This is a genomic window from Mesorhizobium sp. MC2-1-1 (assembly GCF_057597255.1).
This window is the reverse complement of the sequence record NZ_CP195205.1, coordinates 4,650,224-4,674,601: the sequence shown is the minus strand read 5'-3', so window position 1 is coordinate 4,674,601 and position 24,378 is coordinate 4,650,224. Positions and strand designations below refer to the sequence as shown.

General features: G+C 65.3%; 22 protein-coding genes and 1 pseudogene. 12 read left to right on the top strand and 11 right to left on the bottom strand.

What is annotated here, in order from left to right; all coding sequences use genetic code 11:
- Nucleotides 1-102 precede the first annotated feature (102 nt).
- The 7 genes from ACR64R_RS23205 to ACR64R_RS23175 all read left to right on the top strand — a co-directional run bounded on the left by ACR64R_RS23205 (nucleotide 103) and on the right by ACR64R_RS23175 (nucleotide 12,386).
- Nucleotides 103-2,664 (top strand): sensor histidine kinase, encoded by a 2,562-nt coding sequence (locus ACR64R_RS23205; protein ID WP_487358588.1) that lies wholly within the window; start codon nucleotides 103-105, stop codon nucleotides 2,662-2,664.
- Nucleotides 2,665-2,669: 5 nt separating this feature from the next.
- Complete coding sequence (gene tsaE / locus ACR64R_RS23200; protein ID WP_487358587.1) at nucleotides 2,670-4,181, top strand: tRNA (adenosine(37)-N6)-threonylcarbamoyltransferase complex ATPase subunit type 1 TsaE; 1,512 nt, start codon at nucleotides 2,670-2,672, stop codon at nucleotides 4,179-4,181.
- Nucleotides 4,178-4,900, top strand: coding sequence for a nucleotidyltransferase family protein (locus tag ACR64R_RS23195; RefSeq protein WP_487358586.1), 723 nt, complete (start codon nucleotides 4,178-4,180; stop codon nucleotides 4,898-4,900). Before tsaE ends, ACR64R_RS23195 begins: the two co-directional genes overlap by 4 nt.
- Nucleotides 4,897-8,016, top strand: a complete 3,120-nt coding sequence (gene addB / locus ACR64R_RS23190) for a double-strand break repair protein AddB (RefSeq protein WP_487358585.1) — start codon at nucleotides 4,897-4,899, stop codon at nucleotides 8,014-8,016. Before ACR64R_RS23195 ends, addB begins: the two co-directional genes overlap by 4 nt.
- A complete protein-coding gene (gene addA / locus ACR64R_RS23185; protein WP_487358584.1) occupies nucleotides 8,013-11,525 on the top strand; it encodes a double-strand break repair helicase AddA in 3,513 nt (1,170 codons plus the stop codon). Before addB ends, addA begins: the two co-directional genes overlap by 4 nt.
- A 74-nt stretch (nucleotides 11,526-11,599) precedes the next feature.
- Complete coding sequence (trxA, locus tag ACR64R_RS23180) at nucleotides 11,600-11,923, top strand: thioredoxin (protein WP_041000044.1); 324 nt, start codon at nucleotides 11,600-11,602, stop codon at nucleotides 11,921-11,923.
- A 181-nt stretch (nucleotides 11,924-12,104) separates the two neighbouring features.
- Nucleotides 12,105-12,386, top strand: a complete 282-nt coding sequence (locus ACR64R_RS23175) for a cupin domain-containing protein (protein ID WP_487358583.1) — start codon at nucleotides 12,105-12,107, stop codon at nucleotides 12,384-12,386.
- On the opposite strand, the gene ACR64R_RS23170 is transcribed toward ACR64R_RS23175, so the two are convergent.
- The 7 genes and pseudogenes from ACR64R_RS23170 to ACR64R_RS23140 form a co-directional block, all read right to left on the bottom strand.
- Nucleotides 12,364-12,669 carry a VOC family protein gene (locus ACR64R_RS23170; protein ID WP_487358582.1) on the bottom strand — a complete coding sequence of 102 codons (306 nt, stop codon included), beginning with the start codon at nucleotides 12,667-12,669 and terminating at the stop codon, nucleotides 12,364-12,366. The two genes, ACR64R_RS23175 and ACR64R_RS23170, sit on opposite strands and share 23 nt — an antisense overlap.
- A gap of 23 nt (nucleotides 12,670-12,692) precedes the next feature.
- A pseudogene (locus tag ACR64R_RS23165) lies at nucleotides 12,693-12,812 on the bottom strand (VOC family protein); the annotation flags it as partial.
- Between the two features lie 32 nt (nucleotides 12,813-12,844).
- The gene (locus ACR64R_RS23160; RefSeq protein WP_487358581.1) at nucleotides 12,845-14,170 is read right to left on the bottom strand and encodes a bifunctional folylpolyglutamate synthase/dihydrofolate synthase; all 1,326 of its coding nucleotides are present in this window, start codon (nucleotides 14,168-14,170) and stop codon (nucleotides 12,845-12,847) included.
- Nucleotides 14,171-14,320: 150 nt separating this feature from the next.
- Nucleotides 14,321-15,247, bottom strand: a complete 927-nt coding sequence (gene accD, locus ACR64R_RS23155) for an acetyl-CoA carboxylase, carboxyltransferase subunit beta (protein WP_487358580.1) — start codon at nucleotides 15,245-15,247, stop codon at nucleotides 14,321-14,323.
- Between the two features lie 95 nt (nucleotides 15,248-15,342).
- Nucleotides 15,343-16,182 carry a tryptophan synthase subunit alpha gene (gene trpA / locus ACR64R_RS23150; protein ID WP_487358579.1) on the bottom strand — a complete coding sequence of 280 codons (840 nt, stop codon included), beginning with the start codon at nucleotides 16,180-16,182 and terminating at the stop codon, nucleotides 15,343-15,345.
- A gap of 1 nt (nucleotide 16,183) precedes the next feature.
- A complete protein-coding gene (gene trpB, locus ACR64R_RS23145; protein ID WP_487358578.1) occupies nucleotides 16,184-17,404 on the bottom strand; it encodes a tryptophan synthase subunit beta in 1,221 nt (406 codons plus the stop codon).
- A gap of 33 nt (nucleotides 17,405-17,437) precedes the next feature.
- Entirely contained in the window at nucleotides 17,438-18,097 is a 660-nt protein-coding gene (locus tag ACR64R_RS23140; RefSeq protein WP_487358577.1) for a phosphoribosylanthranilate isomerase, read from the bottom strand.
- Nucleotides 18,098-18,202: 105 nt separating this feature from the next.
- Between ACR64R_RS23140 and ACR64R_RS23135 the strand changes: the two genes are divergently transcribed.
- On the top strand, nucleotides 18,203-18,418 hold the full coding sequence (locus tag ACR64R_RS23135; protein WP_487358576.1) for a hypothetical protein: 216 nt from the start codon (nucleotides 18,203-18,205) through the stop codon (nucleotides 18,416-18,418).
- 145 nt (nucleotides 18,419-18,563) lie between these two features.
- On the opposite strand, the gene ACR64R_RS23130 is transcribed toward ACR64R_RS23135, so the two are convergent.
- The 4 genes from ACR64R_RS23130 to ACR64R_RS23115 all read right to left on the bottom strand — a co-directional run bounded on the left by ACR64R_RS23130 (nucleotide 18,564) and on the right by ACR64R_RS23115 (nucleotide 21,954).
- A complete protein-coding gene (locus tag ACR64R_RS23130) occupies nucleotides 18,564-19,322 on the bottom strand; it encodes a M48 family metallopeptidase (protein ID WP_487358575.1) in 759 nt (252 codons plus the stop codon).
- A gap of 120 nt (nucleotides 19,323-19,442) precedes the next feature.
- Entirely contained in the window at nucleotides 19,443-19,922 is a 480-nt protein-coding gene (locus ACR64R_RS23125) for a DUF2852 domain-containing protein (RefSeq protein ID WP_487358574.1), read from the bottom strand.
- 116 nt (nucleotides 19,923-20,038) lie between these two features.
- Nucleotides 20,039-21,181 (bottom strand): benzoate/H(+) symporter BenE family transporter, encoded by a 1,143-nt coding sequence (locus tag ACR64R_RS23120; protein ID WP_487358573.1) that lies wholly within the window; start codon nucleotides 21,179-21,181, stop codon nucleotides 20,039-20,041.
- 2 nt (nucleotides 21,182-21,183) lie between these two features.
- Nucleotides 21,184-21,954: an alpha/beta hydrolase gene (locus ACR64R_RS23115; protein WP_487358572.1), complete on the bottom strand. Its 771-nt coding sequence runs from the start codon at nucleotides 21,952-21,954 to the stop codon at nucleotides 21,184-21,186.
- 214 nt (nucleotides 21,955-22,168) lie between these two features.
- Between ACR64R_RS23115 and infC the strand changes: the two genes are divergently transcribed.
- From infC to rplT, 4 genes are all read left to right on the top strand, one after another.
- Nucleotides 22,169-22,705, top strand: coding sequence for a translation initiation factor IF-3 (gene infC / locus ACR64R_RS23110; RefSeq protein WP_095767981.1), 537 nt, complete (start codon nucleotides 22,169-22,171; stop codon nucleotides 22,703-22,705).
- Nucleotides 22,706-22,823: 118 nt separating this feature from the next.
- Nucleotides 22,824-23,471, top strand: a complete 648-nt coding sequence (locus ACR64R_RS23105) for a methyltransferase family protein (protein ID WP_487358571.1) — start codon at nucleotides 22,824-22,826, stop codon at nucleotides 23,469-23,471.
- A gap of 184 nt (nucleotides 23,472-23,655) precedes the next feature.
- The gene (gene rpmI, locus ACR64R_RS23100; protein WP_027166935.1) at nucleotides 23,656-23,859 is read left to right on the top strand and encodes a 50S ribosomal protein L35; all 204 of its coding nucleotides are present in this window, start codon (nucleotides 23,656-23,658) and stop codon (nucleotides 23,857-23,859) included.
- A gap of 37 nt (nucleotides 23,860-23,896) precedes the next feature.
- The gene (rplT, locus tag ACR64R_RS23095; RefSeq protein ID WP_042637600.1) at nucleotides 23,897-24,298 is read left to right on the top strand and encodes a 50S ribosomal protein L20; all 402 of its coding nucleotides are present in this window, start codon (nucleotides 23,897-23,899) and stop codon (nucleotides 24,296-24,298) included.
- Nucleotides 24,299-24,378 lie beyond the last annotated feature (80 nt).

Below are 24,378 nucleotides of genomic sequence, written 5' to 3'. Positions count from 1 at the left end.
ATTCCGGCAAGCGTTATTGTTGTGATTCGCGGTCCGGGGACATGTTGGGCCGGGGACGCATTCAGGGCGGTCTTGCATTCAAGCGGCGAAGAGGACCAAGACATGCCGGGGGATTACCCGCCACGCGCGGGAAAGGCCGTTTCCGGCGGCCATGAGGATTCGAACGAAGCCGGCCACGCCGTGCGCGGCGCCGGTTTTCGTACCGGCTTGCGGCTGGCCTCGCTGCTTGCCACCTCGGCGCTTGCCGGCCCGCTGCTCGCCTTTGCCGCGCGCGCGCAGACAAGCTCCCCGGCAAAGGTCGCCGCGCCCGTCAGCACCGTCGAGGTCATGCAGCTCGCCATGTTCGTCGGCGTCATGGGCGCGGCGCTGGTCTCGGCCATCTTCCTGATCCGCGAGCGCGCGCGCACCGCCTCGCAGAATGTCCAGCTGAGGGCCCGCATCGCCGATGTCAACGCGGCGCTGCAGCGTTCCGAAGCGCTGCTCAACCTGCGCGACCAGCGCCTGATCGTCTGGACCGCGGAGAACAAGAAACCCGAACTCATCGGCAGCCTGCCGCTGGAAAGCGGCGCCCCCGAGGACAGGTCGGCTTTCCTCGCCTTCGGCCGCTGGCTGATGCCGCGCTCGGCCGCGGCGCTGGAACACGCGGTCGCGGCGCTGCGCGAACAGGCGAAGACCTTCGATCTCGTCATCGAAACGCAGGCCGGCGTGCCGCTCGAGGTGCATGGCCGCAAGAGCGCGGCCCATGTCCTGGTGCGCTTCGTCTCGCTGTCGGAGACGCTGCGCAACCAGGCCAGGCTGAAGATCGAGAACCAGCGGCTCAGTGCCGACTACGATACCATGGTCGGCCTGCTCGACGCTTTGAAGATGCCGGCGTGGCTGCGCGGGGCGGACGGGCGATTGCAATGGGTCAACCGCGCCTATGCCGAGGCGGTGGAGGCGGAAAGCGCGGCCGCGGCCGTGCGCGACGCGAAGGAGTTCCTCGGCGGCCAGGCGCGCGAGCAGATCGCCGAGCAGCATAAATCGCGTCCGGTTTTCGAACAGACGCTTTCCACCGTCATCGAAGGCGACCGCCGCATGTTCGCGGTCACGGACTTCGCCGGCGCGGACGGCTCGGCGGGGCTTGCCTGCGACACGAGCGCGGCGGAGACGATCCGCGCCGAATATGAGCGGACCGTGCGCAGCCATGCCGACACGCTCGACCAGTTGAACACCGCGGTGGCGATCTTCGACACCGACGAAAAGCTGCGCTTCTTCAACCAGGCTTTCCAGAAGCTCTGGGGGCTCGACAGCGGCTTCCTGCTCAGCGCTCCATCCAACACACTGCTGCTCGACCGGCTGCGCTCGGAAGGCAAAATCGCCGAGCAACCGGAATGGCGGCGCTGGAAGGAGAACCTGCTCAGCGCCTATCGCGCCGTCGAATCGCAGGAACACTGGTGGCACCTGCCGGACGGCAAGACGATCCGCGTGGTGGCGAACCCGCAGCCGAAGGGCGGCGTCACCTGGGTGTTCGAGAACCTGACCGAGAAGATGGATCTCGAAAGCCGCTACCAGACCGCCGTGCGCGTGCAGGGCGAGACCTTGGACAATCTCGCCGAGGGCGTGGTCGTGTTCGGCCCGGATGGGCGGCTGCGCCTGTCCAATCCCGCCTTCGTCGCGCTGTGGGGGCTGACGGTGGAAATGGTCAAGCCCAATGTCCATGTCTCGGCGATCCGTGACCTGTGCGACCAGCGCGCCGCGAACAGCCCGTGGGGCGGCTTCGTCGCCGCGGTCACCGGCTTCGACGACGAGCGTCGCGACCGCCGCGGCCAGATCGAGCTGATGAACGGCAACGTGCTGAGCTATGCGGTGATCCACCTGCCCAACGGCCAGGTGATGATAACCTTTGTCGACGTCACCGACACCGTCAATGTCGAGCGGGCACTGAAGGACCGGAATGAGGCGCTGGAGAAATCGGATCAGCTCAAGAACGAATTCGTGCAGCACGTGTCCTACGAGCTGCGCTCGCCGCTGACCAACATCATCGGCTTCACCGAGCTTCTGTCGCTGCCCGCGACCGGCCCGCTGACGCCCAAGCAGCGCGAATATGTGGAGCATGTCAGCTCGTCGTCCTCGGTGCTGCTCACCATCGTCAACGACATTCTCGACCTAGCCACGGTCGACGCCGGCATCATGCAGCTCGACATTTCCGAGATGAGCGTAGATCGGACCATCGCGGCGGCCGCCGAATTGGTCGCCGACCGACTGCAAGAACATCGGATCAAGCTCAGGATAGACGCGGCCGCGGCGCCGAAGAGCTTCCACGGCGACGAAGTTCGTGTGCGCCAGATCCTCTATAATCTGCTGAGCAACGCCGCCAACTACGCGCCGGAGGCAAGCACGATCACGCTGGCTTGCCGTCAGCTCGCGCAAGGGGTTGAATTCTCCGTCCATGACGATGGGCCCGGCATGCCGCCGGATGTGCTGGAATCGGTCTTCCGCCGCTTCGAGCCGCGCACCAATGGCGGCCGCCGGCGCGGTGCCGGGCTCGGGCTGTCGATCGTCAAGAGCTTCGTGGAATTGCACGGTGGAACGGTGCGTATCGACACCGGCACGGACAAGGGCACGACGGTCGTCTGCACCTTCCCCGACACGCCCTCGGGCGGCATTCGCGAAGCGGCCGAGTAACGCGCTTGGCAGCGACGGTGCTGGAGCGCTTTCTCGCCGACGAGGCGGCAACGGCAAGGCTTGGCGAGGATCTCGCCATGGCGTTGCGCGCTGGCGACGCGGTCGCGCTGAAAGGCGATCTCGGCGCCGGCAAGTCGACGCTGGCCCGCGCCCTGATCCGGGCACTCGCCGACGACACCGGTCTCGAGGTTCCGAGCCCCACCTTCACGCTGGTGCAAAGCTACGAGACGCGCGTTCCGGTGCATCATTTCGACCTCTACCGCCTCGCCTCGCCGGATGAACTCGACGAGCTCGGCCTCGAGGATGCGCTCGCCCAAGGCGCGGCATTGGTCGAATGGCCTGAACGAGCCGGAGACCGATTACCGGGAAACGCGTTGTGGGTCGATCTCGCCGAGGATGGCGAGGGCCGCGTTGCAAGGCTGTCGGGACAAGGGCTGGTATTCGAGCGCGTACAGCGATCGCTGGCCATGCGCGATTTCCTGGCCTCCGCCGGATGGGAAAAAGCCAGCCGCCGGCACTTCGTCGGCGACGCTTCCGCCCGCTCCTACGAGATCGTGTCGTTGCCCGGCGAAGCGCCCCGCGTGCTTATGAACTCGCCGCGCCTCGTGCTTGGGCCGCCGGTGCGCGACGGCAAGCCCTATGCGGTGATCGCCCATACGGCCCAATCCGTCACCGCCTTCGTCGCCATCGACCGGGCACTGCTTGCGGCAGGCGTCAGCGTGCCGGTGATCCATGCCCAGGACCTCGACCAGGGCTTTCTGCTCATCGAGCATCTCGGCTCGGAAGGCTTTCTCGGCCACGACGGCCAGCCCATCGCCGAACGTTACGAAGCGGCGGCCGAACTGCTGGCCATGATGCACGGCAAGGCCTGGCCAACACGCATGGAAGCAGCGCCTGGCATTTTTCACGACGTGCCGCCTTTCGATCGGGAAGCCATGCTGATCGAGGCCGACCTTCTGGTCGACTGGTACGTGCCGTGGATCACCGGTCAGCCGGCAAACGACGAGTTGCGGGCTGGCTACCAAAAAGTATGGAACGACATTCTCGATCGCCTTGCCGGCAGCGAATACACGCTGATGCTGCGTGACTTCCATTCGCCCAACATCATCTGGCGCGCGGAGCGGTCCGGCCTCGACCGGCTCGGCATCGTGGACGTGCAGGACGCGCTGATCGGGCCGGCGGCCTACGACGTCGCTTCGCTCGCGATGGATGCGCGCGTCACGGTCTCGCCCGAGATCGAGCGGCGGACGGTCGCGGCCTATGTCGCGGCGCGGCATGCCGCCGGCGTCTTCGACGAAGCCGGCTTCGCCGAGGCCTATGCGATCATGGCGGCGCAGCGCAATTCGAAGATCCTCGGCATCTTCGTGCGGCTCGAGAAGCGCGACGGCAAGCCTTACTATCTCAGGCATCTGCCGCGCATCCGCGACTATCTGAGGCGTGCGCTAGCGCATCCGGCGCTTGCTGGCCTGAAGGATTTCTACATGGCGCACGGCCTGATCGAGGAACGGGTCCCATGAAGCCGGCGACCGCGATGGTGCTGGCGGCCGGGCTCGGTAAACGCATGCGGCCGATCACCGACACGATGCCGAAGCCGCTGGTGAAGATCGCCGGCAAGACCTTGCTCGACTGGGGGCTGGACTGCCTGGAGGCAGCCGGCGTCGCCAAGGCCATCGTCAATGTGCACTACCTGCCAGAACAGATCGTCGCCCATGTCGCCGCCCGCAAGGCGCCGCAGATCGTCATCTCCGACGAGCGCGAGGCCCTGCTTGAATCGGCGGGCGGAATCGTCAAGGCGCTGCCGCTATTGGGTAGCGAGGCCTTCTACGTCATCAACGCCGACACGTTCTGGATCGACAGGGGCAGACCCAGCCTCGATCGCCTTGCCCTTGCATGGGACGCCGCCAGAATGGATATTCTGCTGATGCTTACCGATCTCGACTCAGCGACCGGGCACGGCGTCGGAACCGACTTCCTGGTCAGTCCCGACGGCGCGCTCACGCGCTCAAAGGGTGATCCGGCGGGATTGATCTACGCGGGCGCCGCGATCATCCATCCGCGTATCTTCAGGGACGCTCCCACCGGCTCTCACTCGCTCAACGTCTATTTCGACAAGGCTATCGCCGCCGGTCGCCTGTTCGGCATGAAGATGAACGGGCGCTGGATCACCGTCGGCACGCCGGACGCGATCCCCGCCGCCGAAGCCGCGGTCGCCGGTGCGCTCGCGAAAGCGGTATGAGCGGCGCGCGCCGCGTCTTTTCCATCCCACCCGGAGCGCCGTTCCTGCCGACTCTGGCGGGGTCGTTGCTGGACGGGCGGCTGATCCCCGGCTTCCGCTTCGACGGCGATCCGCTGGCGCTCGCCGACGCCACCATCTACGTGCCGACCCGACGCGCGGCGCGGGCATTGCGCGGCGCTTTCGTCGATGTGCTCGGTCGACGCTCGGCCATTCTGCCGACGGTGCGGCCGCTCGGCGAGTTCGACGAGGACGAGGCCGCCTTCGACACGGAGGCGGCGCCGGCCATCGAGCTTGCGCCGCCGATCGCCGCGCAGGAGCGGCTGCTCCTGCTGGCGCCCTTGGTGCGCGCCTGGAAGGAGAGCCTGCCGGACCATGTGAGGGAGCGGTTCAACGAGGAATTCGTCGTGCCGACCTCGGCCGCCGATGCCATCTGGCTGGCGCGCGACCTCGCCCGGCTTATGGACGAGATCGAAACCGAGGGCACGGATTGGGCGAAGCTCGCGACGCTGGTCACCGGCAACCTTGCCGGCTGGTGGCAGGTGACGCTCGATTTCCTCGGCATCGTCACCGACAACTGGCCCGAACTGCTCAAGGAGCGTAACCGCTCCAATCCGGCCGCGCATCGCAGCGCGCTGATCCGGCTGGAGGCGGCGCGGCTGAAGCGCAGTCCACCGGCGGGACCGGTCATCGCCGCCGGGTCGACCGGTTCTATTCCCGCCACCGCCGAACTGCTTGCCGTCATCTCCGGCTTGCCCAACGGCGCGGTCGTGCTGCCCGGGCTCGACCGCGAGCTCGACGACGCATCCTTCGCGGCGATCACGGCGCCCGGCGCGCGCCCGGCAACGCTCGGCCATCCGCAATATGGCCTCGCCAAGCTGATCGGCGGCATCGGCATCCCCCGCCACGACGTCGAGGATATCGTGGCGGCGCCATCGCCGCTTGCGTTGCGCGCGGCCCTTGTCGGCGAGGCATTGCGGCCGGCGGAAACGACCGAACACTGGACAGAAACGCGGCCGCGCTTCACGGCGGGAGATGTCGACCAGGCGCTTGCCGGCGTGACGCTGGTGGAAGCGGCGAACGAACGCGACGAGGCGGCGGCAATCGCCATCGCGCTGAAGCGCGCCGTCGAGATCCCCGGCAAGCGCGCGGCGCTCGTCACGGGCGACCGCGCGCTGGCGCGGCGGGTTTCGGCCGAGCTTCTGCGCTTCGGCGTCGTCGCCGACGATTCCGGCGGCACGCCACTCATCAACACGCCGGCCGCCAGCCTGCTCAGGCTCGCGCTGAGCGCCGCCTTCCGGCCCGGCGATCCGGTCGGCCTGCTTGCCTTACTCAAGCATCCGCTGCTCGGGCTCGGCCTCGAACGCCAACGCGTGCGCAAGGCTGCCGAACTCGTCGAGCTGGTCGCCCTAAGGGGAGGCACGGGCCGGCCCGACGTCGCATCGCTCGGCAAGCTTTTCGAGACACGGCTCGCGGAGCTGGGTGGCGACACGAGACAACCTTTCTGGTTCTCGCGGCTGACCGTGCGCGCCATCGAGGAAGCGCAAGAGGTGCTTGGCCGCCTTACCAAGGCGCTTTCGCCGCTCACCGCGATGCGCGACGAGAAGGACGCCGACATCGCGACGCTGACACGCGCGAGCGTGGCCGCGCTGGAATATCTGGGCCGCGCGGCCGATGGCGGCCTGGCCGGCCTCTATGCCGGAGACGCCGGCGAGAAGCTTGCCGAGTTGCTGCGCGGACTGTTGGCGGCGTCCTCGCCATTCACCTTCGCCGCATTGGAATGGCCCGACGTGATTGAAGCGCTGATCGCGCCGGAGACAGTGAAGCCGGCGCAAGGCACCGACCGCAACATCGCCATCTGGGGCGCGCTGGAAGCCCGTTTGCAGAATGTCGCCACGCTGGTGATCGGCGGGCTCAACGAGGGAGTGTGGCCGCGCAAGCCGGAGAGCGACCGCTTCATGTCGAGGCTGATGAAGACCGGCATCGACCTCGAACCGCCGGAACGGCGCATCGGCCTTGCCGCGCATGATTTCCAGATGGCAATGGGCGCCGCCGAGGTGGTGCTGACACGTTCGGCCCGCTCGGGCGACGCGCCGGCGGTGCCGTCGCGCTGGCTGCAGCGCATCCTGACCTTCATCGGCAAGAAGCCGGCGGCAGCGCTTCGCGGGCGCGGCGACACGCTGCTTGGCTGGGCGCGCGCGCTCGATGCCGGCGAGAAGAAGGATTTTGCCCCCCGCCCGCAGCCCAGGCCGCCGCTCAGCCTGCGCCCGCGGCATTTCTCGGTCACCGAAATCGAGACGCTGCGCCGCGACCCCTACGCAATCTACGCGCGGCGCATCCTTAGCCTGATGCCGCTCGAACCGCTGATCCGCGATCCGGGCGCCGCCGAACGCGGCACGCTGTTCCACGAGATCCTGCATCTGTTCTCGCGGCGGGTCGAGGATCCAAGGGCGCCGGACGCGCTGGCGGGCCTGATCGAAGCCGGACGTATCTGCTTTGCCGAGGCAAAGCTTCCGCCGGACATCGAGGCCATCTGGTGGCCGCGTTTCGAAAAGCTCGCCGAAAACATCATCGAATGGGAGCTCACCCGCGCCGATGCGGTCGCGAGGCGCCATGCCGAGGAGCGCGCCGAGAAGACGGTGGTCGGCCGCACCGGCGTGACGCTTTCCGGCTATGCCGACCGCGTCGACCTGCTTGCCGGCGGCATGGCCGATATTCTTGATTACAAGACCGGATCCTCGCCCTCGAAGGCGCAGGCGCACACCCTGCTGTCGCCGCAGCTTGCCTTGGAAGGCGCGCTACTCAGGCGCGGCGCCTTCAAGGAGCTCGGCATACGCGAACCCTCGCAGCTTGCCTTTGTGAGGCTGAAGCCGAATGGCGAGGTGTTCGAGGAATCGATCCTCGAATACAACCGCAAGCCCCGCACGGCCAACGACCTTTCCGAGGAAGCCTGGGCGCGGCTGGAGCGGCTGCTGTTGCACTATTCCGACCCTACCACCGGCTATTTGTCGCGCGCGCTGCCGTTCCGCGAGGGCGAAGCCGACGGCGACTACGACCATCTGGCGCGCGTGCTGGAATGGTCGGCGGGCGGCGCCAGCGAGGACGAGGTGGACGGATGAAGTATCCGATCCCCTCCGACACTGCCGCCAGCCAGGCACGCGCCTCGGATCCGGCCTATTCCGCCTGGGTTTCGGCCAATGCCGGGTCGGGCAAGACGCATGTTCTGGCGCAGCGCGTCATCCGGCTGCTGCTCGACGGCACCGATCCGTCGAAGATCCTGTGCCTTACTTATACGCGGGCCGCCGCCGCCAACATGTCAAACCGCGTGTTCTCGACGCTATCGGAGTGGACCGCGCTGCCCGATGCGGAGCTTGGCGCGCGGATCGCGGCGCTCGGCGGCCAAGGCGCCGACCGCAACATGATGCGGCGCGCGCGCCGGCTGTTCGCCGAGGCGCTGGAGACGCCGGGCGGGCTGAAGATCCAGACGATCCACGCCTTCTGCGAATCCGTGCTGCACCAGTTCCCGCTCGAAGCCAACATCCCGGCGCATTTCGAGATGCTCGACCCGCAGATGGAAGCCTCGCTGTTCGCGGATGCGCGCCGCGACATGATCTCCGGCGCGGGCGCCGGCGTCGGAGGCCTGGCTGAGGCCTTCGCCATCGTGCTGGAACGCGGCGGCGAGTTCGGGCTGGATACGCTGCTTGGCGAAATCGTCGGCAAGCGCGACGAACTGCGCGATTTCATCGCCAAGCTCGGCAACGATCGGGACTTTCGGCCGCTGTTCGCGGAATTCGGCTTCAGGCACGGACAGACGGCCGAGGACATCGCCGCTTCGCTGTGGCCGCTGCCGGGTTTTTCGGCCGGCCAGTTCGCCGAATTCGCCCGAGCCGCGCAGGACGCCGAGGCGAAGCAGGTGCTGAACAACGTTCTGCCTTATGCGCAAGGCGCCTTTGCCGAAGTCGACCCGATCCGACGGCTGCGGCTGCTGGCAAAGGCCTTCCTCAAGGCCGACGGCGACCCCTATGAGCCGCCCAAGATCTTCAAGAAGGCGCTGGTCGACCGGCTGCCTGATCTGGCGGAACGCTACCTTGCGGCGGCCAGCGCGATCCTGGAGGTAACCGACCGGTTGGCGCTGTTCCGCATGCTGGAAGGGTCAGCGGCGGCGCTCACCGTCGCCGGCTGGCTGATCGCGCGCTACGAGCAGTTGAAGCGCGGACGGGGCTTCCTCGACTTCAACGATCTCATCACCCGCACCGTCAACCTTTTGTCGCGACCGGACGCCGGGCCATGGGTACAGTTCAAGCTCGACCAGGGCATCGACCACATCCTGCTCGACGAGGCGCAGGACACCAGCCCCGACCAATGGGAGGTGGTGAAGAAGCTGACGGAAGAATTTTTTGCCGGGCTCGGCCAGCGCGAGGCGGTGAAGCGCACCGTCTTTGCCGTGGGCGACGAGAAGCAGTCGATCTATTCCTTCCAGGGAGCGGCGCCCGATTCCTTCGCCGAAAGCCGGCTTTTGTTTGCAGGCCGCGTGCGCGACGCGGAAGCCGCCTTCGCCAATCTGAAGCTCACCTGGTCGTTCCGTTCGAGCGACGACGTGCTTGCGGCGGTCGACCGCGTCTTCGCCGAGCCGGGTGTGAGGCGCGGCATCAGCCATGATCCCGATCCGCTGAAACACCAGGCGATCCGCATCGACGCGCCGGGCTATGTCGAGGTGTGGCCCTCGGTCGGCACCGAAATGGTCGAGGAACCCGACGATTGGACCTTGCCGGTCAACCACGCCAGCGCGCCCGCCGTGCGCGTGGCCGAGCATGTGGCCACCACCATCCAGAACTGGCTGCGCAATGGCGAGGTTATCGAAGGCAAGGGCAGGAAACTGACTGCCGGCGACATCCTGGTGCTGGTGCGCAAGCGCGACCGCTTCGTGCATGCGTTGTCGCGCAGCCTGAAGAACCGGCAGATCCCGGTCGCCGGCGCAGACAGGCTGAGCCTGCCCGGCCATATCGCCGTGCAGGACCTGATCGCGCTTGGACATTTCCTGATCCAGCCGGAGGACGATCTTTCCCTGGCCGCGGTGCTGCGCAGCCCGATCTTCGAGGTCTCCGAGGAAAAGTTGCTGGCGCTGGCCGGCGAAAGGCCGAAGGGCCAGTCGCTGATCGCCGCGCTGCGGCAGCATGCGGCCGAGGATGTGGCCCTTGCCGCTGTCGTCAGCCGGCTCGACGGCTGGGCAACCGAGGTTGCGTTCAAGCCCGTGTTCGAATTCTATGCTGCTGCGCTGGCGCGCGACGGCCTGCGCCGCAAGATGACGGCGCGGCTCGGGCCCGAGGCCGGCGACATCCTCGACGAGTTCCTGAGCTTCTGCCTGGCCGAGGAACGCACCGGCCTGCCGGGGCTGGAATCCTTCCTCTCGACGCTGGAAAATGCCGGCCCCGAGATCAAGCGCGAGATGGACCAGACGCGGGACGAGGTCCGCGTCATGACCGTGCATGCCGCCAAGGGCCTCGAAGCGCCGGTGGTCTTCCTGGTCGATGGCGGCTCCGCGCCGTTCAGCGACCAGCATCTGCCGCGGCTGATGCCGTTCGAAAGCTCCGGCACCGAGTGGAAGGGCAAGGGCTATCTATGGCGCTCGGCCAGCGATGTCGCCAATGGCGTCTCGAAGGCTGCTTCGGCGAGGGGGCGCGAATTGGCGGACGACGAATACCGACGGCTTCTCTATGTCGGCATGACGCGCGCCGAGGACCGGCTGGTCGTCTGCGGCTATCATGGCAAGCGTCAGCCCAGCACCGGCACCTGGCATTCGATCGTCAGCCGGGCGCTGCTGGGCGCGCCGGAAAGCACCGAACGCAGGCACCCGGCAACAGCCGATGTGACGGTACATCGCTTCCATGTGACGGGACTGCCGCCCGTGGCATTTACAAGCTCCGACGAGGGAGGACCGTTCGGTCATACAGCGCCGCTGCCTGAAAACCTGTTCCGACCGCTGCCGCCCTACGAAGAACTGCCGCGGCCGCTCTCGCCTTCGGGCGCTTCGGCGTTGATCGATGAAGCGAAAGAGGCTGTGCCCGACACACGCTCGCCGGTGCTCGATGCCGCCGACGAGCCGGGCTTCGCAGTCATGCGCGGCCTGGCATTGCATAAATTGCTGCAGATGCTGCCCGGCATCGCGGAGGAGGAGAGGCGTGGCGCGGCCGAGCGCTACCTGGCGCGCGCCGGCGACGGGTGGCCGGCTGACGAGCGCGACAAAGCGTTGAAGGCTGTGCTGTCGATCCTGTCGGACGATGGCTTCGGCGCGTTGTTCTCACGGTCCTCGCGTGCCGAGGTCGCGGTGATGGGCAGCCTGGAGGTGAAGGGCAAGCCGCGCTCAATCTCGGGCAAGATCGACCGGCTGGCGGTCACGCCGGAAAAGGTGTCGATCGTCGACTACAAGACCAACCGCCCGGCGCCTTCGAGTCTCGCGGAGGTGCCGCCCGCCTATGTGCTGCAGCTTGCCCTCTACCGCGCGCTGCTTGAGCCGCTCTATCCGGGCCGCGCGGTGACGGCCGCGCTGCTGTTCACCGAGGCGCCGCGCCTGATCGAGCTGCCGGCGGCGGCCATGGACGACGCGCTTGCCCGACTCACGGGAGCGTGACACAAGAACTGCTTGAACGTCGCCGCCAAAACCACCACATTTGGTGCAACCCGAGTTTTCGAAAGGATTTCAGAATGGCCACCGTCAAGGTCGACAAGGGCAATTTCCAGGCCGATGTGCTCAACGCCAAGGAGCCGGTCGTGGTGGATTTCTGGGCCGAATGGTGCGGCCCGTGCAAGATGATCGCGCCGGCGCTGGAAGACATCGCCAAGGAGCTCGGTTCGAAGGTGAAAGTAGCCAAGCTCAACATCGACGAGAACCCCGAGCTGGCCGCTCAGTACGGCGTTCGCTCGATCCCCACGCTGATGATCTTCAAGGGCGGCGAGGTCGCGGACATGAAGGTCGGCGCCGCGCCCAAGACCGCGCTGTCGCACTGGATCAACGGCAGCCTCGCCTGAGCCAATCCGAAAAGTTCAAGAACGAGCCCGGCCCTCGCGCCGGGCTTTTCTTTGGCGTCATCGCTCGGCGCGCTGTGGCCCTGACGCCGGCGCCCTCCATCACCTCTGTTGAGGAGATGGAGGGAAACGTGTGAAGCGATTTCCCTCCGCAATTGCGTCAAAGAGACAAAGGGAGAGCTTCATGACCGGAACGGCGAAGGCCACGATCCACGTCGACAATGAACGCGTGATCGTCACGGAGTATCGCTTCGCGCCCGGCGCCAACACCGGCTGGCACCGCCACAGCCACGACTATGTCGTCGTGCCGCTGATGGACGGCAGGGTGAAGCTGGTTACCAAGGACGGCGAGTCCTTTGCCGAAATGAAAAAGGGGGCGCCGTATTTCCGCCGGGAAGGCGTCGAGCACGATGTCGTCAACGCCAATGACGGCGAATACGCCTTCATCGAGATCGAGCTGAAGTAAATCTTCGCTCACCAGTCGGCGACACGATCGCCGCGGGTGAACTGCGCGCTTTGCCGGTGTGTTCGAAAAGTTCGATCTTCACGCCGTTGGGATCGCTGATCCAGGCTTGAAAAGTATCTTCGCAGGCGAGCTTCTTCGGCGTCACCGCGACGCCCTTCATGCGAATATGGGCGATGGCTGCGTCGATGTCTTCCACCTCCAGGCAGAAGTGGTTGATCTGGTTACGTTCGCCATAGCTGGCCTCGGCCAGCTCAACACCTCGACATGACTGCGGCCGCCGCAATCGAGGTACAAGCCGAAAGTCCTGCCGTCGCGCAGGAAATTGGACCTTGTGTGCATGCCAACCACGTCGCGGTAGAAACCGCGCGTCGCCTCAAGGTCTTGCGCGAGGATGCAGACATGGGCGAGTTGCTTGACCTTGATCATGGCCGGTTCCTTTCAGCCCTGGCCGAGACAGTTCACGTCGGCGGCGTGCCGTTCTCGGCCAGCACTGCGCCGGCAAAATAGAGCGAACCGCCGATCAGGATACGCGGCGCCGGACCGTCCCACGAGTCGCGCAAAAGCATGAGCGCGCTGGCAACGGAGCTGACCGGCTCGGCCGACAAGCCGGCTTCTTCAGCGCGCAATGCCAGCTCGTCGTTCGGCACGCCGGCGTCGCTGTTGTTCACCGGCACGGTGTAGACATGGCGGGCGAGGCCCTTGAAGGCGCTGAAATAGCCGGTCTGGTCCTTGGTGTTGATCATGCCGGAGATCAGGATCAGCGGCCTCGGGTTCTTTTCCTCCTGCTCGGCCAGCGCCTCGGCGACGACGATGCCGGCGCCGGGGTTGTGGCCGCCGTCCAGCCAGATGTCGGCGCCCTTCGGCGCCAGTTCCACCAGCTTGCCCTGTGTCAGCTTCTGCATGCGTGCCGGCCAGGCGACATGGGTCATCGCGCGCTCGGCGGCCCGATGAGTGATCTCGAAGCCGGCCGCCTTGATGGCGGCGATCGCCGCCGCGGCGTTGGCGAACTGGTGGCGCCCGGGCAGGCGCGGCGAGGGCAGGTCCATCAGCCCGTCCCCGTCCTGATAGACCATGCGGCCGTTCTCCTCGAAGGCAAGGAAATCCTGGCCGTAGACAACCGTCGGGCAGTCCAGCCGCTCGGCCGTGTCGATCAGCACCTGAAGCGCCGTCTCGCTCTCCTGGGCGCCGATCACCACCGGGCAGCCGCGCTTCATGATGCCGGCCTTTTCGGCTGCGATCAGTTCGACGCGGTCGCCGAGATAGGCCTCGTGGTCCATCGAGATGGGCATGATTACCGAAACCGCCGGCCGCTTGATGACGTTGGTGGCGTCGAAACGGCCGCCGAGGCCGACCTCGATGATCGCTGCCTCCGCCGGATGCTCGGAGAACAGGACGAAGGTGACGGCGGTGAGAATTTCGAAGACCGTGATCTTCTGACCGCCATTGGCCTCAGCGACGCGGGCAATGGCCTCGGCGAAAACGTCATCGTCGACGAGCTTGCCGCCGCCTTCGGCCGCCAGCCGGTAGCGCTCGTGCCAGGCCACCAGGTGCGGCGAGGTGTGGACGTGGACGAGATGGCCGGCCGCCTCCAGCAGCGCGCGCGAGAAGGCGGCGCAAGAACCCTTGCCATTGGTGCCGGCGATGTGGATGACCGGCGGCAGCCGGTCCTGCGGATTGCCAAGGCGTTCGAGGAGCCGCGTGACGCGGTCCAGCGAAAGGTCGAAGCCTTTCGGATGCAGCGTCATCAGATGTTCGATTTCACGTTCGGCGGAAAGCGTTGTCATGACGAAATCCCAGCGCGGCGCCCTGAACCGGGAATCGGTCTCAGAAACACCATGCGCGAATCAAAGGCTACAGCACGCAAGACAAGGCGCAAATCGCGGTTCGCGCCGAACGACGTCGCGTCGGCCGGCAACGCGCCAGGCCGGTATGCCTCAGACTTGCGGCCGCGCCTCGGCGGTGACCACCGCCGGCGGCAAAATCTCCGGCTCGAGCGGCTTCTCGGCGCCCGGCATCTTGAGCAGCATCTTCAGCAGCCGCGCGATGGTGGAGCGCATCTCGAGACGCGAGACGACCATGTCGACCATGCCATGCTCCATCAGATATTCGGCGCGCTGGAACCCGTCGGGCAGCTTTTCGCGGATGGTCTGCTCGATGACGCGCGGGCCGGCAAAGCCGATCAGGGCGCCGGGCTCGGCGATATGGACATCGCCCAGCATGGCGTAGGAGGCGGTGACGCCGCCGGTGGTCGGGTTGGTCAGCACGACGATATAAGGCAGGCCGGCTTCCTTCAGCCGGTCGACGCCAACCGTGGTGCGCGGCAATTGCATGAGCGAGAGGATACCTTCCTGCATGCGGGCGCCGCCCGAGGCGGCGAACAGGACCAGCGGCCGCTTGCGCTGCAGCGCGACCTCGAAGGCATGTACGATGGCCTCCCCGGCGGCCATGCCCAGCGAGCCGCCCATGAAGGCGAAATCCTGAACGGTGACGATGACCGGCAGCCCTTCGATGGTGCCGGCGCCGTTGAGGATCGCATCCTCGAGGCTGGTCTTGGCCTTCGCCTCCTTCAGGCGATCGGTGTAGCGCTTCTCGTCGCGGAACTTCAGCGGATCCTGGACGACCTTGGGGTTTTCCAGAACCTCGTATTTGCCGTCGTCGAAGAAGTATTTCAGCCGCTCCTTGGCCGAGATCTTCATGTGGTGGCCGGAGGCCGGGATGACGAACTGGTTGGATTCGAGATCCTTGTGGAAGATCATCTCGCCGGTCTCGGGATCCTTGATCCAGAGGTTTTCCGGCATGTCGGTGCGTCGGCCGAGCATCGAATTGATCTTCGGGCGGACGTAATTGGTGATCCAGTTCATGGCTTCGGCTCCTGTCCTGGAAGAGGCTTCGAGCAATTCAGGAAAAGCCCTTGGCGGATTTCCGGCCCGAATTGCGTAGCGAACAGATAGTCAGGCTATTCGGCGGCAGCAAGGCGGGCCGAGCGCACGCCCTGTGCAAGGCCGCTGACCAACGTGGCGACGGCCTCGGCGGGGTCGGCGGTCTTCTCGCCCTTCGGCCCCAGAACATTGGCGACCGCATTGACGATCGCGGTGCCGACGACGACGCCATCGGCATTGGCGCCAATGACACGCGCCTGCTCGGCGGTCTTGACGCCGAAGCCGACGCAGACCGGCAGGTCGGTGTGGCCCTTGATGCGCTTCACCGCCGCCGCCACCTTGCCGGTGTCGGCCAGTGCCGAGCCGGTGATGCCGGTCATCGACACGTAGTAGACGAAGCCGGATGTGTTCTGCAGCACCTTTGGCAGGCGATTGTCGTCGGTGGTCGGCGTCGCCAGCCGGATGAAGTTGATGCCAGCCTTCAAGGCCGGAATACAAAGTTCCTCGTCCATCTCAGGCGGCAGGTCGACGACGATCAGCCCATCGATGCCGCTGGCCAAGGCATCGCTGAGGAAGCGGTCGACGCCGTAGACGTAGATCGGGTTGTAGTAGCCCATCAGCACGATCGGCGTTTCATTGTCGCCGGCGCGGAAGTCCGATGCCATCTTCAGTGTCTTCACAAGAGTCTGGCCAGCTTTCAGCGCGCGTAGGCCCGCCGCCTGGATCGCCGGGCCGTCGGCCATCGGATCGGAAAACGGCATGCCGAGTTCGATGATGTCGGAGCCAGCCGGGGGCAGGGCCTTCATGATCGATAGCGAGGTGTCATAATCCGGGTCGCCACCCATGAAATAGGTGACGAGCGCCGGCCTGCCTTCGGCCTTGAGTTTCGCCATGCGGCGGTCGATGCGGGTGGTCATTCTAAAGCTCCATCCCCAGAATTTTGCCCACAGTGAAAATGTCCTTGTCGCCGCGGCCGCACAAATTCATAACGATGATCTGGTCCTTGCCCATCTTCGGCGCGCGCTTGATCACCTCGGCCAGCGCATGCGCCGGTTCCAGCGCCGGAATGATGCCCTCCAGCCGGGTCAGCAACTGGAACGCCTCGAGTGCCTCAGAATCCATGATCGGCACGTACTCAACACGATTGGATTCCTTCAACCACGAATGTTCCGGGCCGATGCCGGGATAGTCGAGACCCGCCGAGATCGAATGGCCTTCCATGATCTGGCCGTCGGACGTCTGCAGCAAATAGGTGCGGTTGCCGTGCAGAACGCCGGGCGAACCGGCGGTAAGCGACGCACAGTGCTCGTCGCCGTCAAGGCCCTTGCCGCCGGCTTCAACGCCGACGATCTTTACATCCGTGTCGTCGAGGAACGGATGGAACAGCCCGATGGCGTTTGAGCCGCCACCCACCGCTGCCACCAGCAGGTCGGGCAGCCGGCCTTCCGCCTCCAGCATCTGTTCCCTGGCCTCGCGGCCGATGACCGACTGCAGTTCCCGCACGATCTCGGGATAGGGGTGCGGACCGGCAGCGGTGCCGATCATGTAGTAGGTGTCGTCGACATTCGTCACCCAATCGCGAAGCGCCTCGTTCATGGCATCCTTCAATGTGCCGTGACCGGAGGTTACCGGCACAACCTCGGCGCCGAGCAGCTTCATGCGGAAAACGTTGGGCGCCTGACGCTGCACATCGGTTGCCCCCATGTAAACCACGCAAGGCAAGCCGAAGCGCGCGGCAACCGTCGCCGACGCAACGCCGTGCTGACCGGCGCCGGTCTCGGCGATGATGCGCGTCTTGCCCATGCGCCTGGCCAGCAGAATCTGGCCAAGGCAGTTGTTGATCTTGTGTGAGCCGGTGTGGTTGAGCTCGTCGCGCTTGAAATAGATTTTCGCGCCGCCGAGATGCTCGGTCAGCCTTTCGGCGAAATAGAGCGGACTGGGCCGGCCAGTATAGTGCTTATTGAGATGCTCGACTTCGGCCTTGAAGGCCGGGTCGGTCTTGGCGAAGGTCCAGTGCTTTTCGAGGTCCAGAATGAGCGGCATCAAGGTTTCGGCGACGAAACGGCCGCCAAACATGCCGAACATGCCTTGCTCGTCAGGTCCGGTGCGGAAGGAATTGGGTGTCGCCGGCTTGTTCATCGCCGATCTCCTAACTCTCGATTGGAAACACTTTCAGGCGGCGCGGTCGTCGCGTGCTGCCCGGACGGCCCGGAAAAACTGTTCGATCAGCGCCGGATCCTTGACGCCCGGGGCGCTTTCCACGCCCGAGGAAATGTCTATTCCCGGCGGGTTGGCAAGGCGAAGAGCATCGCCGATATTGGCGGCGTTGAGCCCCCCGGAAAGCATGTAATCGACGCCGGCGTCAAGGCCGGCGAGGATGCGCCAGTCGAAGGCGACGCCGTTGCCACCCGGCAATTGCGACCCCTTCGGCGGCTTGGCGTCGAACAAGAAGCCGTCGGCGACGCCGATATAGGGCTTTATCCGCTCCAGATCCGCCGCCTCGCTGACCGACAGCGCCTTCATGACCGGGAGCCCGTAGCGGGCCTTGAGCTCCGCCACCCGCTCGGGTGTTTCCGAACCATGCAGTTGCAGCAGATCGGGCCGCATCCTGGCGACGATCTCGTCGAGGAAGGCGTCGTCGGCATCGACCGTGATGGCGACCGCCTTGGCCTTGCCGCGCGCCGCTTCGCGCAGGCGCCCGGCATCGACGGGCTCGATATAGCGCGGGCTCTTGGGGAAGAAAATAAAGCCGACATGGCTGGCCCCGCCGGCAAGGGCGGCGGCCATCGCGGCGTCAGTCTTCAATCCGCAGATCTTGATGTCGAGCGTCATGGCGCGGGCTTGGCACGAAACGGCCAAAGAGTCGAGAAAAAGCATGCTGTTGCAGGGGGGATGGAAAGCGCTAGGTTCCTGAGGACATCATGGCAGGAGACAAGCATGGCCGACCGGACCGTCGAGGAACTGAGGCAGAAGATCGCGCAGGCACACGAGGTGATCGCGCATCTGATAGAAAAAGCCGCCTACAACGGCGCCGAGGCGCACCGGGCGCTGGACTATTTCCGCAGCGACGCGTTCGACCGGAATTTCCTGCCTTGGCCGCATCCCGAGGAAGGGCTGCGGCCGGAAGAACTGAATGCGGCGAATGACGACTGAGCAACCAGACGCTTTCGTCATCCGGGGCTAGCGACGCCAAGCGGCGCGCGGACGCCAGGGTGACGAAGCGTAGCTCGCCCGGCTAGGCTCCATCGTTTGCCCTGGCGATGAATGGCGTTCATTTTCACTGCTGCATCCGCTGCAGCTACTCGAAGACAATCGCCTGCAGCGCGCCGCCGTTGCGCTTCAGCCAGTCCTTGCAGCGGTCGGTGTCCGGACAGAGCTTTTCGCACAGTTTCCAGAATTTCGGACCGTGGTTCATCTCCTTGAGATGCGCCACCTCATGCGCCACCAGGTAGTTTATCACCGCCGGCGGCGCCATGATGATGCGCCAGGAGAAGGAGAGGTTGCCCTCCGAGGTGCATGACCCCCAGCGGCTGGAGGTATCCTTATACCTTATCGCCTTGGCGCGCTTGCCGATCGCCTCGGTGTGTTTCACCACCAGCTTCTCGATCTCCTTCTTGGCCTCGCGCTTGAGATGGTCCGCTATGCGGCGCGGCAGATGGATGCGCTCGCCATGAACGATCAGCAGCGGGCCGCGCTCGTCGCGCGAGACGGTGACGGTGCCGCGCTTGGATGGCTCATGCACGATGCGGTGGGGCACGCCGCGCATCGGGATCCTGATGCCCGGGCGCACCTGCGGCCTCGTCGGCACCTTGGCCAGGCGCTGCTCCAGCCAGTCCTGGTGGCGGTCGAGGAATTTCTCCACCTCGCCGCGGCGCAGGCCGGGCGGCACGGTGACGCGCAGCCCCTGGCCGCCGGAATCGATGCGCAGCGTGAGCCGCCTGGCCCTGGCGCTTTCGACGATCTTCAGCGGCAGCGTGCGACCGGCGACGCAATGCTCGCGCTCCACGACTGGCGCGGCCTTGGGCTTGGTCAGATTGCGAAAGAAGCCGATGGTCATGGCTGGACGATACGCGATTCGAGGAAAACGGCCAGTAGAGGGAGGATAAATAGAGAACAAAAAAGAAACGGCGCCGCTGGACGCGACGCCGCTTGTCATACCGGAGCCTGTCGCGAGGCTTCAGTCGTCGAGCAGGTTCGTACCCTTGCCGCGCTTCGGAGCGGTCTTGTCGGTCGAGCCGGTGGTGGTCGGCGCGGTCGACTTGTTGCGGTTCGCCATGAACCGGTCGAACTCGTCCTGGTCCTTGGCGCGGCGCAGTTCGCGGGCATAGTCGTCGAACTCGCTCAGCATCTCATCGAGCTTGCGGCGCTCCTCGGCGAGGCGCTCGAGTTCCTTCTCGCGCCAGTCGTCGAAGGCGACGTTGCCGGTGCGAGCCGAGCCATAGCCCCAGCGAGCCGCCTTGTCGGAGCCGCGGCGGCAGCCAGCGAAGATGCCGTCCGTGGCGCGGTTGACGTCGCGCTTGAAGCCCTCGAGCCGGTCGCCCCAGATGATGTAGGCGAGCATGGCGAAGCCGAGCGGCCAGAACACCATGAAGCCGATGACCATCAGTGCGATGGTAGCCGGCGTCCAGGCCGGACGGATCAATGCACTCGTGTTCATTTTCTCCCAGTCCTTCCGTTGGAGACAGCCAAACCGGCTGCGTGGAATCGAAATGGGAAGGCGAAATGGGCGATTCAAGGCAAGTCCTGCCAAAACCGGCGAAGCGACTGAAATGATTATCGCTTTTTCAGTTTATCGAGGAAATGCACCGCCATTCCGGCAACGAGGCCCCAGAAGGCCGCGCCGACGCCGAAGAGGGCAAGCCCGGAGGCCGTGACGGCGAAGGTGATGGTCGCGGGCATCCGCTCGCCCTCCTTCTTCAGCGCGATGGCGAGGGCGTTGGCCAGGGATGCCATCAGCGCCAGCCCGGCGACCAGCACGATCAGGCTCTGCGGCAGCACGGCGAAGATCGCCACCAGCGAGGCGCCGAATATGGCGAAGACGAGGTAGGCCAGCGCGTAGAACGGACCCGTCTTCCAACGCTCGGCGGGGTCGGGGTGCACGTCGGGGCCGGTGCAGATTGCCGCCGAAATCGCCGCCAGATTCGTGGTTCCGGCCCCGAACGGCGCCGACAACAGCGAAAGCAGGCCCGTAACGCCGATCAGCGGGCCGGGTTCGGGGTGGTAACCAGCAGCGCGCAGCACAGCGAGGCCGGAAAGGTTCTGCGAGGCCATGGTGACAAGGTAAAGCGGCAGCGCCAACCCGACGATCGCCCTTGCGGAGAAGCTCGGGATAATCAACGTCAGGGTCGACAGTTCCGGCGCCGGTAGGCCGCCTACACGGCCGGTGAGGAAGGCGGCGACACCGCCGCCGACCAGGACGGCCAGCACCGACAGCGCCGGATTGAACAGGCGGATAACGAAGAAGGCCGCGATCAGCGGCAAGATGAGCCAGGAATCCGCCGGAACGGTCTTCACGGCATTGATGGCGAAGGTGACGACGATGCCCGCCAGCATGCCGGAGGCGACGGAGGCCGGTATCCGCGCGATCAGCCTGGTCAATGGCTTGAACAGGCCGGTGGCGACCAGCAGGATGCCGGTGACGATGAAGGCGCCCACGGCTTCGGGCATGGTGAAGCCGCTGGAGGCGGCTACGAGCGCAAGGCCAGGCGTCGACCATGCGGTGATGACCGGCATTCTCGTGCGCCAGGACAGCCACACGCATTCGATCGCCATGGCAAGGCAGATCGCCGTCACGCCGCTTGCCGTCTCGATCTGGGTCGCGCCGACCGCCTTGGCGGCGGCGATGACGATGGCCAGCGTGCCGCCGAAGCCGACGATCGCCGCGACGAAGGCGGATATGGGGATGGAGACGCGCACGCTCAGGCGACCCGCCGGACCATGTCGGCGACCGAGCGCAACAGCATGTCCAGATCCTCCGGGCGCGAGAGGCGATGGTCCCCCTCGGGGATAAGCGACAGCGTCACGTCATCGGCCGGGAGCATCGATGCCAGCTTCAGGGCGTGGCTGGAGGGCACGTCCGGATCGGCAAGGCCCTGCAGGATGTGCACGGGACAGTGCGTGTCTATTGGTCCGGTCATCACCCGGTTGGCGCGGCCGTCCTCGATCAGCGCGCGGGTGTAGATATAGGGCTGGTCGGAATAGTCGGACGGCTCGGCGAAGAAGCCTTTTTCCTCGAGGTCGCGCCGCTGCCGGTCGGTCAGCGCCGGCTCGATCAGCTCGACGGTGAAATCCGGCGCCGGGGCGAGCAGAACCAGGCCGGCAACGCGATCCTCGCCTGCCTTGCGCAATTCCTGCGCCATGCGCAGCGCGATCCAGGCCCCCATCGAGGAGCCGACCAGGATCTGCCTGCCCCGGCTGAACCGTCGAAACACGGCGAGGCTCTCGGCCAGCCATCTGGAGACCGTGCCGTCCGCGAATGCGCCGCCCGACTCGCCATGGCCGGAATAATCATGGCGCAGATAGGCGCGGCCCTCGCCACGGGCCCAGGCGGCAAGCGTCTCGGCCTTGGTGCCCAGCATGTCGGACTTGTAGCCGCCGAGCCAGACCACGCCGGGCTCGGCGCCGGGCGCCTGCCTGACGGCGATGCGCGACCCGTCCACATCGATGAAAACCGGAACGCTGGCGGCCATGAGCTTGTCCCTCTCCGCCGGTCTTTTGGCACAGGCGGTGGTTCAACGAAAAGTGCTCGCGGCGTTTCTTTGCTTGGTGCAGGTAAAGGCAAGCGAACAGGTGATTTTCCAACAGGGCTGTGCTATTGACTCACGCCCCGCGCTCACCACATAGGCGCGTCCAGCAGTTTGAATTCACCGAACCCTGAACGAAACGGCCGAGGAGACCACGACCATTCGCAGACCTTTCAAAGCAGCGGCACCCACCAAGGACGGGCCGCGCTCCAACCGAGACATCCGGGTGCCCCGGGTCCAGCTTATCGACGCCGACGGCCAGAACCGAGGCGATGTTTCCATCAACGACGCATTGCTGCTGGCCGAAGAGGCCGGGCTCGACCTCGTCGAGATATCGCCCAATGCAGTGCCCCCCGTCGTCAAGATCCTCGATCTCGGCAAGCTGAAATACGCCAACCAGAAGAAGGCGGCCGAAGCGCGCAAGAACCAGAAGGTCATCGAGATCAAGGAGATCAAGATGCGCCCGAACATCGACAGCCATGACTACGAGACCAAGATGAAGGCCGTGCGGCGCTTCTTCGAGGAAGGCGACAAGGTGAAGCTGACGCTGCGCTTCCGCGGCCGCGAGATGGCGCATATGGAGCTCGGCATGCAGCTTCTGAACAAGGTGCGCGAGGAAGTGGCGACGATCGCCAAGGTCGAGGCGGAGCCGAAGCTCGAAGGCCGCCAGATGATGATGGTTCTGGCGCCGCGCTAAATCCCGCCAAAATCATGGTGCAGGGCGTCCCGACGATCGGCGGGACGCCTGTTTTCGATCCGATCGCGGGCAATTCGACGATCAAGTTGATCGCGGGCAAACGATCGGATTTTTCCTCATGGCCGATGAAGTGAACTCCAAGCCTGCCAGGCAAACGCCTGGTCTTGGCAGCTACCAGCATATGCGCCGCATAGTGCTGGCCGTTCTGATCGTTGTGCTGTTTGCCGCGCTTCTCTTCGGCCAATCGACCTTTCCGCCGGGCACGCCGGTTCATGAAACGATCGAGATGTTCGGCGTGCTCCTGATATTCCTCGGCATTGTCGGCCGGTTGTGGTCGACGCTCTATATCGGCGGACGTAAATCGGCCGAAGTGGTTACCGGCGGACCTTATTCGATCACTCGCAACCCGCTCTATGTGTTTTCGACGGTCGCTGCCGCCGGCGTCGGCGCGCAGATCGGCTCGTTTTCAGGCATTATTCTCTTTGCGCTGCTATGCGCCGGCGCCTTCCACATCGTCATCCTGCGCGAGGAGCGGTATCTGAAGGAAGTGCTCGGCGCGCCCTACCAGGCTTACCTGGCGAAGGTGCCGCGCTTCTTTCCCAATCTCTCGCTCTACCAGGAAGGCGACACCGGCAGCTTCAAGCCGCGCCTGCTTTTGAATACGCTGCTCGACGGACTGGTGTTCCTGGTGGCGCTGCCGGCCTTCGAACTGATCGACGGCATGCAGCAGTCGGGGATGCTGCCGGTGTGGTTCACGCTGCCCTGACCTGAGACAGAGCAGCGCATCCGTTGAGGTGTTGCGCGCCGGCCCCGTTTGATCTATAGGACCGCCGTTCCAAGAAAACCGCCCGGCAGGGCATGCCGTGGCGGTTTCATTTGCTTTTCGGGCTTTGGTCGGCCCGAAGCGAGAAAAGAAGCGCGATGGTGCGCCACCAATACGGAGTAGCAAAATGCCCAAGATGAAGACCAAATCGGCCGCCAAGAAGCGGTTCAAGATTACTGCCACCGGCAAGGTGCTGTCGGCTGCCGCCGGTAAGCGCCACGGCATGATCAAGCGTTCCAACAAGTTCATTCGCGATGCCCGCGGCACGATGGTTCTGGCTGAACCGGACGGCAAGAAGGTCATCAAGAATTTTCTGCCGAACGGCCTCTAGAGCATTCGGCCTGGTTACGTTTTAAGGAGATCATGACATGGCACGCGTAAAGAGAGGCGTCACCGCCCACGCCAAGCACAAGAAGGTCCTGAAAGCCGCCAAGGGCTTCTACGGCCGCCGCAAGAACACCATCCGCATCGCCAAGCAGGCGGTGGAGAAGTCGCTGCAATACGCCTACCGCGACCGCAAGAACCGCAAGCGCTCGTTCCGCGCGCTGTGGATCCAGCGCATCAACGCCGCGACCCACGAGCATGGCCTGACCTATGGCCGCTTCATCGACGGCCTCAACAAGGCCGGCATCGAGATCGACCGCAAGGTCCTTTCGGACATGGCCATCCACGAGCCGCAGGCTTTCGCCGCGCTTGTCGCCAAGGCCAAGGTCGCGCTCGAATACCTGAAGAACACCACGCCGAATGCTTTTGAGAGCGCTGTCGCCTAAGCCAGCGCTTCCCAAGCATTTCTAATACTGATTTGGGGAACCCGCGCTGGCACGGCTGGCGCGGGTTTTTCTTTTGCCTC